We start from the raw sequence: 13,446 nt of genomic DNA, 5'->3' as shown, positions 1-13,446 counted from the left end.
CGGTCCGAGGACTAGGCTGCGCGCATGGCGACGCGCGGGATCTTCGACACCGAACGCTTCGTCACCGGCGAGGCGGTCGAGATCGACCTGCCCGCGGCGTCGCTGCCGCTGCGGATGGTGTCCGGGCTCGTCGACCTGCTGGTCGTGGCCCTGGGCGTCGGCGTGCTGCTGCTCGTGCTGCCCCTGGAGCTCTTCGTCGCCGACCAGGCGCTGGGGCAGGCCTTCACGATCGCGCTGCTGGCACTGGTCATGGCGGGCCTGCCCGTCACGCTGGAGACCCTGCTGCACGGACGGACCGTCGGCAAGCTCGTCATGGGCCTGCGCACGGTGCGGGAGGACACCGGCCCGATCGGCCTGCGCCACGCCACGATCCGGGCGCTGGCGGGCACCGTGGAGCTGTGGGCCACCTTCGGCGGGCTCGCGCTGCTCGTCGCGGCCACGAACGAGAAGGCCCGCCGGATCGGCGACCTGCTCGCCGGCACCTACGTCGTGCGCGACCGCACGCGCCTGAGGCTCGAGCACCCGCCTCCGCCCAGCCCGGGCCTGGCGGCGTGGGCCAGGACCGCGGACATCGGGGTCCTTCCCGACGCCCTCGTGGTGGCGGCTCGCCAGTTCCTGGTGCGGGCGGGACAGCTGACGCCGCCGGCGAGGGCGTCCACCGGGGCGGGGCTGGCCGACGCCGTGCTGGAGCGGGTCGCGCCCCCGCCCCCGGCAGGGGCGGTGGCCGAGGACGTGCTGGCCGCGGTGCTGGCCGAGCGCCGGCGCCGGGACGAGGAGCGGCTCGACCGGGCCGACACCCTGCGGGCGCGCGTGCTGCGCGGGCCCTAGACGCGCCCCTCGTCGTAGGCCGGCTTGAGGACGTCCTCGATGATCTGCAGGCGCTCGTCGAAGGGCAGGAAGGCCGACTTCATCGCATTGACCGTGACCCGACGCAGGTCGCGGTGCGTCCAGCCCGCCCGGCTCACGAGCAGGTCGGCCTCACGGGTCATGGACGTGGCGCTCATGAGGCGGTTGTCGGTGTTGAGCGTGACGCGGAACTGCAGGTCCTTCAGGAGCGTCACCGGGTGAGCCTCCACCGACCCGGCGGCGCCGGTCTGCACGTTGCTGCTGGGGCACATCTCCAGCGGGATCCGTCGGTCGCGCACGTAGGCGGCGAGGGGTCCGAGCTCGAACGCCTGGGGCTCCGTCGCCGCACGGCCGATGGCGCCCGGCAGGTCCTCCGACACCACCACGCCGTCGAGCCGGATGTCGTCGACGAGCCGGACCCCGTGGCCGAGGCGCTCGGCCCCGCACCACTGGATCGCCTCCCAGATGCTCGGCAGGCCGAACGCCTCGCCGGCGTGGATGGTGAAGTGGAAGTTCTCCTGGCGCAGGTACTCGAACGCCGCCAGGTGCCGGGTCGGCGGGAACCCGTCCTCCGCGCCGGCGATGTCGAAGCCGGCCACCTCGTGGTCCCGGTGACGCACCGCCAGCTCGGCGATCTCCCGCGATCGCGCGGCGTGACGCATCGCGGTCAGCAGCGCCCTGACCCGGATGCGGCCGCCCTGGGCCGCCGCCTCCTGCTCCCCCTCCCGGAAGCCGGCGTTGACGGCCTCGACCACCTGGTCGAGGGTCAGCCCGCCGACGAGGTGCTGCTCGGGGGCGTAGCGGACCTCGGCGTAGACGACCCCGTCGGCAGCGAGGTCCAGCGCGCACTCGCGCGCCACCCGCGTGAGGGCGTCGGAGGTCTGCATGACCCCGACCGTGTGGGCGAAGGTCTCCAGGTAGCGCACGAGCGAGCCGGAGTCCGCGGCCTCGGAGAACCAGCTCTCCAGCGCACCGACATCGTCCGCCGGCAGGGCGTCATACCCCTGCTCCTGCGCCAGCTCCAGGACGGTGGCGGGCCGCAGGCCGCCGTCGAGGTGGTCGTGCAGGAGCACCTTGGGCAGGACGGCGACCGGCAGGTCGGTCCCGGCCGGGTCAGGACTCGACGTCGTCACGGTGGGCCCCGGTGGCGGTGAAGGCCGGCGCACAGACGGCGATGTAGTCGGCCCCCGAGTCGCCGACGGAGTAACGCACCCACTCCCCCGCCCGCGTCAGCACGGCCTCGCCGGCGGTGACGCTCGTGGAACCACCCTCGTGCTCGACGACGATCTCCCCCGCCAGGACGTAGGTCACCTCGTCGAACTCCGGGCGCTGCCCCGGCTCGTCCCACCCCGGTGGCGCGGTCATCCGGGCGACGGACACCTCACCGTGACCGGTGCTCGCGGCTCCCGCGAACTCCTGGATGAGCTTGTCCCCGACACCGGTGACACGCACCGGCTGCAGCTTCGTTGCCATGGGCTGACTATAGGAGGCCTCCCTGCGGGGCATGACGTGCGGGCAGCCCGGGCGCGGCAAGAATCGCTCGGACGCATGTGCGGATCTGCGTGTCGCTGGAGGTATGTCGTACACGTGTTCTAGACTGGACCCACGTCGGACACCTTCTCCGGACCATCGGAGGGCCGGCGTCCGGCGGACCTGGGGAGGGCGTCATGACGGTCAGCGCAGCGGAGCACCTGCTGACACGCCGCCTGCACGCGCCCCCGTCCTCGACGGTCGACGCCACGAGTCCAGCCCTGCTGACCGTGCTCGACCAGCTCTCTCCCGGTGTGTGGAGGCGCTGGTTCGCCACCTTCCCCGTCCTGCTCGAGGTGCAGCCCACGACGCAGGCGCCGCAGCAGGGGGACCAGGCGCCGCAGCACTTCGGGGCGCCGGCGGACACGCCCGAGGCCCGGTTGCGCGCTGCCCTGGCGGAGGTCGGGCTCGACCCCACGACGGTGGACCACTTCGCGCTCGCGGCCCTGACCGCCGGGGCGCTGCGCACCGGAACGGACCTGGCCTGCATCACCGGCTCCGCACCGGACGACGACGGACGTCATGCCCCAGCCCCGGGCAGCGACCGGCCGGAGTCGGGGTCCCCCGACCTGGCGGCCCGGACCGCGAGCGCCTCGAGCGTCCTGGATCTCGTCGGGTCCCTGACCCGCCTGACAGCGCACCTGGAGGGCACCCTCGTCGGTGTGGTCGGGGACCTGACCGTGCGCAACGGCACGATCCTCCTCGCGCAGAAGGGCGCGGCCGGCCCCGACGACCTGACGCCCGACCAGACCCGACGGTGGCGGGCGAGGTCGAAGTCCGTCACCCGTCGGGAGATCGAGGCCCTGACGGGCTGGGGAGAGGGCGAGGTCAGCGACCTGGTCGCGCTCGCCACCTCCCCCGCCGGCGTGCAGGGCCCGGTCGTCGCCTCCATGAAGGCCGGGGTGACCCCTTGGCGGCTGGCCCGCCGCTTCCTGCGGGAGCTGGGTCACGAGGCGCACGAGGACACGGCCGAGTCAGCCGAGCGGCTCTTCGGCACCGACCCGCAGACGGCCTGCACCGCACGCCTGGACCCCGACGGTGACCTCAAGGAGGGCCCGTGGGAGCACAAGCTGTTCAACCACGCCCTGAACGGCGAGGCGACGCGGCTGGCCTCCCGCGACCCGCAGACCGCGGCCCAGGACCGGCACCGCAACCGGCAGAAGCGCGACGCGAGGGTCGTCGTCCACGAGGACGGCACCGGGTCGATCACCGTGTCCGGCACGGCGTCGCAGGTGTCGGCCGTGGCCGACCGCCTCGAGCGCGGCGCCCGGGCCGCTCGGGGGGCCGGCGACCCCCGCACCCTCGCGAACCTGCGCGCCGACATCGCCATGTCGTTGCTGATGCACTCGGGGCTGGCCCTGCCGGACCCGCTGCCCCCGGACGCGGACGACCTCGTGCGCACCCGGTGGACCGAGCAGATGCGGGCGGTGCTGCACGCGCTGCCCCGCGCCGTGCTCAACGTCATCGTGCCCTTCGACGCGCTCGTGCACTCACCTGCGCGGCCGCTCTTCGGCTCGGCGCTGTTCCGCGGCCGCGCCCACGGTGGCGACGCCCAGCAGGATGCCGTCGGGGTCAGACCCCCGCACGACGTCAGACCCGTGCACTTCGAGACCAGACCCCGACACGACGAGACCGGGCCGCCGCACGACGACACCGGGCCGCCGCGCGACGAGACCGGGCCAGCACGGGGATCCACCGCCCCCGCAGCGGGCCACTCCCCTCCGGAAGGTCCTGATCCTGCCGAGGTCCTGAGCATGGGCCTGGTCACGGGAGCCTTTCCGCAGTTCCTCACCCCCGATGCGATCCGCGAGCTGGCGCTGGCCCCGGGGACGACCCTGCACCGACTGCTCATGGACCCTGCTGACGGCCGGTGCGTGGAGCGCTCCGTCGCCTCCTACGCGCCCGACGCGGCCATGCGTACCCAGGTGCACGCCGCGGACGTGACGTGCAGGGCGCCTGGCTGCGTGCAGCATGCTCCGTACACCCAGCTGGACCACGTCGTCGCCCACGGTGAGGGCGGTCCCACGAGCGAGTCGAACCTCCAGGCCCTGCACAGCCGCCACCACCAGGACTAGACGCACGGCGGCTGGAAGGCCGTCATGACCCCTCACCGCGACGTGACCTGGACCAGTCTCCTGGGCCGGATCTACCGCACGCGCGCCCACGACTACCGGCAGTACTCCACGCTCTTCTGCGACGCGGTGGCTACGGTGCACGACGACGTCGAGCGGGCCCTGGCCGACGACCGGGCCGCGCACGCCAGGGCGAAGGCGGAGGGCCGCACCACGAGGGGCATCGACGGACGCGGGGAGCCACGCGACCCGGCCCCGCTGACCCGGCAGGCTGCGCTGTCCGACGCCGTCGACCGAGCCGTCTACCGCGCCCTGACCTACCGTGGCCCCGCGCGCCCGCTGCGGTCCGGCGACGACGACCCGGAGTGCGACACCCACCCGGGCTTCCTCGGCTGGGACGCGGTGAGCCTCACGCACGTCCGACCCGACGGTCGGCGCCGTCACGGGCCCGACCCCGCGACCGCCGACGCGGAGAGGGAGGCTCAGCGGGCCGCGGGCGCCGGTGCGGGCACCGGCACGGGCCGCCCCGGCGCGACCGACGCCGCGGGGTGGCGTCACGCTCATGACCAGGCACCCCCGCCCTTCTGACGGGAGCGAGGGAGGCCCCTTCGCGTGGTGGCGAGTCGGACGCCGGCCCCTGCCCCGGACACCCTGCCGCGACGGTGACGGACGGGGTGACGGCTCCTGCGACTGGCTAGCATGAGGCCCATGGCCAACACCTATGCCCCCGGCAGCACGCTGTCCGTCCAGGACGTCGCCGACCTGATCGACCACGCCCTCCTCAAGCCCGAGCTCACGCCCGCGGAGGTGGAGAAGTCCTGTCGGGAGCTGGCGGCGCACGAGATCTGGTCGGTCTGCGTGCGACCCAGCGATGTCGCGCTGGCCAAGGAGGCGGTCGCGGGCCATGCGACGCGCGTGTGCACGGTCATCGGCTTCCCGCACGGCACGACCTCGACCACCGCGAAGGTCGCGGAGTCGCGGCAGGCTCTCGCCGACGGGGCGACCGAGCTGGACATGGTCCTCAACATCGGTCGCCTCCGCGGCGGCGACCTCGCCGCGGTCCGCGACGACATCGCGGCCGTCGTGCAGACAGGTCACGAGGCCGGGGCGCTGGTCAAGGTCATCTTCGAGACGGCCCTGCTGGACGACGACCAGATCCAGGCGGCGGCACGGGCCAGCGAGGAGGCCGGGGCCGACTTCGTCAAGACCTCCACCGGGTTCGCCGGGGGCGGGGCGACGCTGCCGCACGTCCGCCTGATGCGGGCAAGCGCAGGCCCCGGCGTGCAGGTCAAGGCGTCCGGCGGCGTCCGCGACATCGACACCTTGCTGGCCATGTGCGCCGAGGGCGTGACCCGTATCGGCACCTCCTCCACCGAGGCGCTGCTGGAGGGTGCCCGGGAGCGTGCGGCAGCCGGGACCCTCGTCGTGCCCGAGCCGGGCGGCGACGCCGCAGGCGCCGACGGCCAGGGGTACTGAGGAAGGGAGGCCCGGCGGACAGCCGCCGGGCGGGCCCTCAGGCCCAGGACGCCCGACACCCCGGGCGGACCGTCAGGCGATGCGGTCGATGACGATCTGCGGCGCGGTCGAGACGTCGTCGGCCGCACCGATGCCCCACGAGCCCTCCAGCGCCTGGACCGCCCGCTCGAAGCGCTCCGGCGTGTCGGTGTGCAGGGTCATCAACGGCTGACCGGCCCGCACCTCGTCACCGGGCTTGGCGTGCAGCTCGATGCCCGCAGCCGCCTGCACGGGGTCCTCCTTGCGGGCACGGCCGGCCCCGAGGCGCCAGGCGGAGACGCCGACCGCGAGCGCGTCGAGGCGGGTGAGCACCCCGTCGGCGTCCGCCTCGATGGTGTGGGTCTCCTTGGCGGTCGGCAGCGCCGCGTCGGGGTCCCCGCCCTGCGCGGCGATCATCCGGCGCCAGACATCCATCGCGCGCCCGTCGGCGAGGGCGTCCGCGGGGTCGACGTCGGTCACCCCGGCACCGGCGATCATCTCCCGCGCCAGGGCCAGGGTCAGCTCGACGACGTCCTGCGGGCCGCCGCCGGCCAGCACCTCGACGGACTCACGGACCTCCAGCCCGTTGCCGGCGGTCAGACCCAGCGGGGTCGACATGTCCGTGAGCAGGGCCACGGTGTGCACCCCGGCGTCGGTGCCGAGGGCGACCATCGTCTCGGCGAGCTCGCGCGCGTCGGCCTCGGTCTTCATGAAGGCCCCCGAGCCGACCTTGACGTCCAGCACCAGGGCGCCGGTCCCCTCGGCGATCTTCTTGCTCATGATGGAGGAGGCGATGAGCGGGATCGCCTCGACCGTGCCGGTGACGTCGCGCAGGGCGTAGAGCCGCTTGTCGGCGGGGGCCAGGCCCGAGCCGGCGGCGCAGATGACCGCGCCCACGTCCTCCAGCTGGGTCAGCATCTCCTCGTTGGACAGGGCGGCGCGCCACCCGGGGACCGCCTCGAGCTTGTCGAGGGTGCCGCCGGTGTGGCCCAGGCCCCGGCCCGAGAGCTGCGGCACCGCCACGCCGCAGGCCGCGACCAGCGGGGCCAGCGGCAGCGTGATCTTGTCACCGACACCGCCGGTCGAGTGCTTGTCGGCGGTCGGCCGGGACAGCGAGGAGAAGTCCATCCGCTCGCCGCTGGCGATCATCGCCGCGGTCCAGTCGGAGATCTCGCGTCGTGTCATGCCGTTGAGCAGGATCGCCATGGCCAGGGCCGACATCTGCTCGTCGGCGACGACCTCCCGGGTGTAGGCGTCCACCACCCAGGCGATCTCCTCGGGGCTCAGCTCCCCCCGGTCGCGCTTGGTACGGATGATGTCGACGGCGTCGAAGGACTCACTCATGGCGCCCAGTCTGGCCCATCCGCAGGCAGGTCTGCGTCACCCTGGTCAGCTTCGCACCCGGTGGGTGCTCACCGCGCGCGTCCTCGACCAGCCGGTCGAGCGCCCGCAGCCCTGCCTGGAACTCCCGTCGCCCCGACCCCGGGGTGCCCTCGGCGGCGCCGAGCATGTCCTGCATCCTGCGGCTCAGGTCGCGGACCTCGTCGAGCACCCTGGCCACCTCGGTGGCCGTCCCGTGCTGGGCCGCGGCCTGCAGGTCGCGGCCGCACCGCGCCACGTGCAGCTGCCCCAGGGAGACGACCGGGTCGGCCGCGGTATGCGGTGCACCTCCCGGCGGGGTGGGCTCAGGCACGGCCACGTAGGGGTTCCGGGCACCGGGGCCACCCCCCGGGTAGTGCGGCACGTCGATGGTGGGCATCGGGGTGTCGTGGGGCGGGTCGGCCGAGGATCCTGCGGCAGGCCGTCCTCCGCCCGGGGGCGGCCAGTCGCTGCCCGGCAGGTCCTGGACCTCCGTCCGTCCCTGCGGCCGGGGCGCGGCGCGACGACGCCCGCCGAGGACGTTGGACAGGATGACGAACCCGATGATGAGCGGGAGCACGGGGATGTCGCGGTTCCCGAACAGGGCGAGGAGCACCAGGGCCGCGACGAGCCACCCCCACCAGGACCTGTTGCGGCTTCTCACGTGTCTCTCCCTACCCTCGGCGTGTGGCATCCTGTGCCGCGTGCTCATCGCAGACATCATGGCCCTCGTCGTCCCTCCGGTGACCGACCTGCTGCGTCGGACGCGCTCGCGGGGTGGGACGCACGGGGAGCAGCCGATGTTCCCCACCATCATCGCCATCCGCAACGACCGTGTCGTCGCCGCCGTGTCCACGCCCCGGATGGCGGCCACGCTCTCGTGCGCCCAGACCCTGTCCGTGGGTCTGGACGCCACCGCCCTGGTCGTCGCCGCGCAGGCCGAGCTGGACGGCTCCCCGGCCCTGACCTACTCGGTCATGACCCGGGAGCGGCAGGCCAAGTTCGTCGTGCAGCGGCTGCGGCTCGAGGAGGGTCGCACGCTGGTCAGCGACCCGGTCGACGGCGGTGACCCTCACGACGCGACGATCCTGCGGACGCTCGCCGAGGCCGTGCAGCAGCAGCCGATGGACGTCACCCGGGTCGCCCGCAAGGACAAGGGCGGCACGTTCGGCGAGGAGTTCTTCCTCCCGGCTGAGCAGGGCCGCGTCGTGGTCGACGCCGGCACGCTGAAGACGCTGCACGAGCGCGTCGCCGACATCGCCGGCCAGGTGCTCTACGTCGCCCGCAGCCCCGAGGCCGGACGGCTGGCGCTCGAGGCGGGGCTGCCGCGCCCGTGCCTGGTCAGCGCCGAGGACTGGACCCCGGCAGCGGGCTGAGCCGCGCACGCGCACGCGCCCGGGACCGGCTGCTCAGGGGCGCACGAGGTTGTCCGGCCCGAAGGCCTGGGGCAGCACCTCACGCATCGGCAGCACGCCCTCAGGGGTATGGAGCAGGCACTCGGCACCGCCGTGCTCCCACAGCAGCTGCCGGCACCGCCCGCAGGGCATGAGCAGCTGCTCGTCGCCGCCGACGCACGCCACGGCGACGAGCCGGCCCCCGCCCGTGGCCGCGAGCTCGGAGACCATGCCGCACTCGGCGCACAGCGTCAGGCCGTAGCTGGCGTTCTCCACGTTGCAGCCACGCACCACCCGGCCGTCGTCGACGAGCCCGGCCACCCCCACCGGGAACCGGGAGTAGGGCACGTAGGCGCGGCGCATCATCTCGACGGCCTGCTCCCGCAGACCCTCCCAGTCCACGTCGGCCGCGCCCGACGGCCCGGCGTCAGGGGTCGCAGGGGTGCTTGACCCCGACGGGGGGCCCGCCTGTGAAGACGTCACGACATACCTCCGTCAGCTCTTGGTGTAGGGGACGCCCTCGGCCGCCGGCGGGCGGACCCGTCCCACGAACCCGGCGACCGCGAAGATCGTGATGACGTAGGGAAGCATCAGGAGGATCTCCGACGGGACGCCGCTGCCGATGGTCGACAGCACGTTGCCGAGGTTCTTGGAGAAGCCGAACAGCAGCGCCGCCGCCACGGCCCCGTAGGGGTTCCACTTGCCCAGGATCATCGCGGCCAGGGCGATGTAGCCCTGCCCGGCGGACATCTCGCGGCCGAAGGCCAGGCCCGACCCGACCGTGAAGAAGGCACCGCCCAGGCCGGCGATGGCACCGCCGAGGATGGTGTTCCACACCCGCCGCACGTTGACCTTGATGCCGACCGTGTCCGCGGCCTTCGGGTGCTCGCCGACGGCCCGGGTGCGCAGGCCCCAGCGGCTGCGGAAGAGCATGAACTGCAGGCCGAAGATCAGGGCGTACATCAGGTAGACCAGGATCGTCTGGTTGAACAGGACCGGCCCGACGACGGGGATCTCCGACAAGAGCGGGATGGGCAGGCGCGGCAGCGGCATCCGCGTGTTCCACATCTCCTTGTTGTCCGCCAGGACCGTGGCGAAGAGGAAGCCGGTCAGGCCGATGATGAGGGTGTTGAGCACCACGCCGACGATGATCTGGTTGACGCGGTAGCTGACCGCGAACCAGGCGAGCATCGCGCCGACGATGCCGCCGGCGATCGGCGCCGCGACCAGCCCGGCATACCCGGTGCCCACCGCGGACGCGACGACGGCGGCGGCGAAGGCGCCGAAGAGCAGCTGGCCCTCGATGGCGATGTTGATGATGCCGGACCGCTCGCAGATGACGCCGGACATCGCACCGAAGACCAGCGGCACCGACAGCGCGAGCGCCCCTGCCAGCAGGGACACCATGGGGATGACCGAGGTGCGCCCGGCCCCGGCGTAGGTGAGGAAGGCCAGGACGAAGGCCACGCCCACGACGACGTGCAGCCAGGCCGGCGCGTGCCGGCGCTGCCGGACGAGCAGGACCGCCCACACGGCCGCGGCGGCCATGATCACCGTCAGCAGGACGATGGTGATCAGGGCCGGCACGGGCACGTCGGGGATGGTGAAGAACTCGGTGCCGCTGCCGAACTGGAAGGTGGTCTGCTCCCCCGCCGGCGTGCCGGGGACGAACAGGAGCAGGGTGACCAGCGCGGCCAGGCCGTAGACGATCGGGGTCTTCCACCCCACCCGCGGCCGCGTGGCGCCGGGTGCGGTCTGCGCGGCGGGCGCGGGCTGCGCGGGGGCAGGTGTCACGGGCGTGCTCACGCGGTCACCTCCTTGGTCGTGGACCGGCTCTGTCTCCGGCTCCGGGATCCCGGCGAGGGCAGCCGGAAGACGGCGCGCACCAGCGGAGGCGCCGCGATGAGCAGGACGATGATCGACTGGACGACGAGGACGATGTCGATCGGCGTCGCCGTGAGCGACTGCATGAGGAAGCCACCGGCCTTCAGCGCCCCGAAGAGCAGCCCGGCGAAGAACGTCCCCCACGGCCGGGACCTGCCCAGCAGCGCCACGGTGATCGCGTCGAAGCCGTAGGAGGCCGCCACTCCGGCGGTCAGCGACCGTTCGGTGCCCAGCACCTGCGCGGTCGCCGCCAGGCCGGACAGCGCACCGGCGATGAGCATGGTCACCAGGATGACCCGACCGACCGACATGCCGGCCGTCCGGGCCGCCGCCGGGTTGGCGCCCGCGGCCCGCAGCTCGAAGCCGATCGTCGATCGCTCCAGCAGCCACCACACGAAGAGTGTGGCCAGGATCGCGACCACGAAGCCCCAGTGCAGCCGGAAGGTGTTGCCGGGAACCAGCCAGTCGGGGACGAGCAGGGGGTAGGTCGCCTCCGGCGCCACCGCGGGGCTGCGCTGCCCGGTGCGGCCGGGGTTGAACGCCGGCTGCTTGAGCATGTAGCTGATGAGGTAGACCGCGATGTAGTTGAGCATGATCGTGACGATCACCTCGTTGGCCCCGAACCGTGCCTTGAGCAGGCCGGGGATGCCGCCGTAGACCGCACCGCCGATGGCACCGCCCAGGATCGCCACGAGCAGGTGGATGACCGGCGGGAGGTCGAAGGCGAAGCCCAGCCAGGCCGCCACGATGGCGCCGACGATGATCTGGCCCTGCGCACCGATGTTGAACAGGCCCGCCCGGAAGCCGACGGCGATCCCCAGACCGGCCAGGATCAGCGGTACCGCGAAGACGAGCGACTCGGTCAGCGGCTTGATCATGGCGGCGAAGGACGCGGCCTGCCAGTCGAAGACCGACCCGCGGAACATCGCGACGTAGGCGTCCCACATCGCCGACCACCCGGCCGCCAGCGTGTCGGTCGGGCGGCTGAAGAAGTAGCCGGACGCGTCGCGGGTCTCCTGGTCGGCGAAGGCGATGAGCAGCCCGCCGATGAAGAGGGCCAGCACGATCGCCAGGACGGACATCAGGGCGCTGCCCGAGAGGATCTGGTGCAGCACCGAGGGGCGGTCCTGCTCGCGGTGCGTCGGTCCGTGGGTGCCGGCCGGAGCCGCGTCAGCACCGTCGGTGCCGGTGCCCGTCTCCGCCGGGGGCGCGGCGACGTTGGCCTGCTCCTCCCCGGCGTCGGAGCCCTCGGACAGGCTCGGGTCGTGCTTGTCGCTCACGGGGTCTCCTCCTCGAGGTCGGCCTGACCCAGCACCGAGTGGTGCTCGGCGGCCTGGGCACGGGCCTCGTCCATGGGGACGCCGGCCATCATGAGGCCGAGCATGTCGCGGTCCACCCCGCCCTCCTCCGCCGCCACGTCGACGATCCCGACGATGCGGCCGCGGTACATCACCGCGATCCGGTCGGCCAGGCCCAGGACCTCGTCGAGCTCGGTGGAGACGATGATGCAGGGGGTGCCCTGGTCACGCTCGCGCACGACCCGCTTGTGGACGAACTCGATCGAGCCGACGTCCAGACCGCGTGTGGGCTGGGACGCGACGAGCAGCCGCAGCGGCCGGGACATCTCCCGCGCCAGGACGACCTTCTGGGCGTTGCCGCCCGAGAGCGTCGAGATGGGGTCCTGCACGTCGGTGTAGCGGACGTCGAACTCCTCGGCCCGGTGCGTCGCGTTGGCCGCGACCTTGGCCGGGCTCATCGTGATGCCGCGGGCGAAGGGCTCGGTGTCGTAGATGTCGAGCACGAGGTTCTCGGCGATCGTGAAGCTGGAGATCACCCCGTCGGTCGAGCGGTCCTCGGGCACGAAGCCCAGACCGGCCCGCAGCCGCTCACGGACGGAGAGCCTGAGCAGGTCCTCCCCGTCGAGCAGCATCCGGCCCGAGTCGGCCTCCTCCAGCCCGAGGATGGCCTCGGCGAGCTCGGTCTGGCCGTTGCCCTGCACCCCCGCGATGCACAGGATCTCCCCCGAGCGCACCTCGAAGGACACGTCGTCGACGAGCACCGTGCCGGTGGGGCTGACGACCGAGAGGTTCTCGACGGAGAAGGCCGGCTCTCCCGGCTGCGCCGGCTCCTTGTCGACGGTGAGGCTGACCGAGCGGCCGACCATGAGCGAGGCGAGCTCGGTCTCGGTCGAGGTGGGGCTGGCCTCGCCGACGACCTTGCCACGGCGGATGACGGTGATGCGGTCGGCGATGGCGCGGACCTCGCGCAGCTTGTGGGTGATGAAGACGATGGAGGTGCCGGCCTCCTTGAGCTCACGCATGATGCCGATGAGCTCGTCGGTCTCCTGCGGGGTGAGCACGGCGGTCGGCTCGTCGAGGATGAGCGTCTGCGCGTCGCGCGAGAGCGCCTTGATGATCTCCACGCGCTGCTGGACGCCGACAGGAAGGTCCTCGATGAGGGCGTCCGGGTCGACGTCGAAGCCGAAGCGCTCGGAGATCTCCGCCACGCGACGCCGGGCCTCGTCGAGCTTGAGCGCGCCGGCCGGGCCGGTCGGCTCGTAGCCCAGGGCGACGGACTCGGCGACCGTGAAGACGGGCACCAGCATGAAGTGCTGGTGGACCATCCCGATGCCGGCGGCGACGGCGTCACCGGGCCCCTTGAAGGTGACCGGGCGGTCGTCCAGCAGGATCTGCCCGTCGTCCGGGTCGTAGAGACCGTAGAGCACGTTCATCAGCGTGCTCTTCCCCGCGCCGTTCTCCCCCAGGAGGGCGTGGATCTCGCCGGGCTCGACCACGAGGTCGATGTGGTCGTTGGCGACGAGGGGGCCGAACACCTTGGTGATGCCCCGCAGCTCGAGCTTCATCGCG

General features: G+C 73.0%; 13 protein-coding genes. 5 read left to right on the top strand and 8 right to left on the bottom strand.

The annotated features are described in order from the left end of the window. Window positions 1-24: 24 nt before the first annotated feature. Window positions 25-828, top strand: coding sequence for an RDD family protein (locus K330_RS18785; protein WP_022920371.1), 804 nt, complete (start codon window positions 25-27; stop codon window positions 826-828). Here K330_RS18785 and K330_RS0102970 read toward each other — a convergent pair. Both K330_RS0102970 and K330_RS0102965 read right to left on the bottom strand, forming a co-directional pair. Continuing rightward, window positions 825-1,979, bottom strand: coding sequence for an adenosine deaminase (locus K330_RS0102970; RefSeq protein ID WP_022920370.1), 1,155 nt, complete (start codon window positions 1,977-1,979; stop codon window positions 825-827). The two genes, K330_RS18785 and K330_RS0102970, sit on opposite strands and share 4 nt — an antisense overlap. Further along, a complete protein-coding gene (locus K330_RS0102965) occupies window positions 1,960-2,319 on the bottom strand; it encodes a cupin domain-containing protein (protein ID WP_022920369.1) in 360 nt (119 codons plus the stop codon). The genes K330_RS0102970 and K330_RS0102965 overlap by 20 nt, the downstream gene beginning before the upstream one ends. A gap of 194 nt (window positions 2,320-2,513) precedes the next feature. On the opposite strand from K330_RS0102965, the gene K330_RS22395 reads away from it, so the two are divergent. The 3 genes from K330_RS22395 to deoC all read left to right on the top strand — a co-directional run bounded on the left by K330_RS22395 (window position 2,514) and on the right by deoC (window position 5,924). Further along, a complete protein-coding gene (locus tag K330_RS22395; RefSeq protein WP_029202252.1) occupies window positions 2,514-4,451 on the top strand; it encodes an HNH endonuclease signature motif containing protein in 1,938 nt (645 codons plus the stop codon). 24 nt (window positions 4,452-4,475) lie between these two features. After that, the gene (locus K330_RS0102955) at window positions 4,476-5,036 is read left to right on the top strand and encodes a hypothetical protein (protein ID WP_029202251.1); all 561 of its coding nucleotides are present in this window, start codon (window positions 4,476-4,478) and stop codon (window positions 5,034-5,036) included. A 120-nt stretch (window positions 5,037-5,156) separates the two neighbouring features. Continuing rightward, entirely contained in the window at window positions 5,157-5,924 is a 768-nt protein-coding gene (gene deoC, locus K330_RS0102950; RefSeq protein WP_022920368.1) for a deoxyribose-phosphate aldolase, read from the top strand. 72 nt (window positions 5,925-5,996) lie between these two features. Here the strand turns inward: deoC and K330_RS0102945 are convergent, their stop codons facing one another. Continuing rightward, window positions 5,997-7,286, bottom strand: coding sequence for a thymidine phosphorylase (locus tag K330_RS0102945; RefSeq protein ID WP_022920367.1), 1,290 nt, complete (start codon window positions 7,284-7,286; stop codon window positions 5,997-5,999). Continuing rightward, the gene (locus tag K330_RS0102940) at window positions 7,279-7,965 is read right to left on the bottom strand and encodes a hypothetical protein (RefSeq protein ID WP_022920366.1); all 687 of its coding nucleotides are present in this window, start codon (window positions 7,963-7,965) and stop codon (window positions 7,279-7,281) included. The genes K330_RS0102945 and K330_RS0102940 overlap by 8 nt, the downstream gene beginning before the upstream one ends. A gap of 40 nt (window positions 7,966-8,005) precedes the next feature. Here K330_RS0102940 and K330_RS0102935 point away from each other — a divergent pair, with 40 nt between their 5' ends. Further along, window positions 8,006-8,677: a hypothetical protein gene (locus K330_RS0102935; RefSeq protein WP_022920365.1), complete on the top strand. Its 672-nt coding sequence runs from the start codon at window positions 8,006-8,008 to the stop codon at window positions 8,675-8,677. Between the two features lie 33 nt (window positions 8,678-8,710). Here the strand turns inward: K330_RS0102935 and K330_RS0102930 are convergent, their stop codons facing one another. The 4 genes from K330_RS0102930 to K330_RS0102915 form a co-directional block, all read right to left on the bottom strand. Then, a complete protein-coding gene (locus K330_RS0102930; RefSeq protein WP_022920364.1) occupies window positions 8,711-9,097 on the bottom strand; it encodes a cytidine deaminase in 387 nt (128 codons plus the stop codon). A 93-nt stretch (window positions 9,098-9,190) separates the two neighbouring features. Continuing rightward, a complete protein-coding gene (locus K330_RS0102925) occupies window positions 9,191-10,501 on the bottom strand; it encodes an ABC transporter permease (RefSeq protein ID WP_022920363.1) in 1,311 nt (436 codons plus the stop codon). Next, entirely contained in the window at window positions 10,498-11,859 is a 1,362-nt protein-coding gene (locus tag K330_RS18775; protein ID WP_022920362.1) for an ABC transporter permease, read from the bottom strand. The genes K330_RS0102925 and K330_RS18775 overlap by 4 nt, the downstream gene beginning before the upstream one ends. Further along, entirely contained in the window at window positions 11,856-13,442 is a 1,587-nt protein-coding gene (locus tag K330_RS0102915; RefSeq protein ID WP_022920361.1) for an ABC transporter ATP-binding protein, read from the bottom strand. The genes K330_RS18775 and K330_RS0102915 overlap by 4 nt, the downstream gene beginning before the upstream one ends. Window positions 13,443-13,446 lie beyond the last annotated feature (4 nt).

It is taken from the genome of Ornithinimicrobium pekingense DSM 21552, assembly GCF_000421185.1.
Taxonomy (GTDB): domain Bacteria; phylum Actinomycetota; class Actinomycetes; order Actinomycetales; family Dermatophilaceae; genus Ornithinicoccus; species Ornithinicoccus pekingensis.
This window is presented reverse-complemented; position numbering and strand designations above follow the sequence as displayed.

What these genes read in the sequence shown, in the direction of transcription:
- K330_RS0102955 (WP_029202251.1), top strand. Translation starts at nt 4,476, where the DNA reads ATGACCCCTCACCGCGACGTGACCTGGACCAGTCTCCTGGGCCGGATC.
- K330_RS18785 (WP_022920371.1), top strand. Translation starts at nt 25, where the DNA reads ATGGCGACGCGCGGGATCTTCGACACCGAACGCTTCGTCACCGGCGAG.
- K330_RS0102915 (WP_022920361.1), bottom strand. Translation starts at nt 13,442, where the DNA reads ATGAAGCTCGAGCTGCGGGGCATCACCAAGGTGTTCGGCCCCCTCGTC.
- K330_RS22395 (WP_029202252.1), top strand. Translation starts at nt 2,514, where the DNA reads ATGACGGTCAGCGCAGCGGAGCACCTGCTGACACGCCGCCTGCACGCG.
- K330_RS0102965 (WP_022920369.1), bottom strand. Translation starts at nt 2,319, where the DNA reads ATGGCAACGAAGCTGCAGCCGGTGCGTGTCACCGGTGTCGGGGACAAG.
- K330_RS0102945 (WP_022920367.1), bottom strand. Translation starts at nt 7,286, where the DNA reads ATGAGTGAGTCCTTCGACGCCGTCGACATCATCCGTACCAAGCGCGAC.
- deoC (WP_022920368.1), top strand. Translation starts at nt 5,157, where the DNA reads ATGGCCAACACCTATGCCCCCGGCAGCACGCTGTCCGTCCAGGACGTC.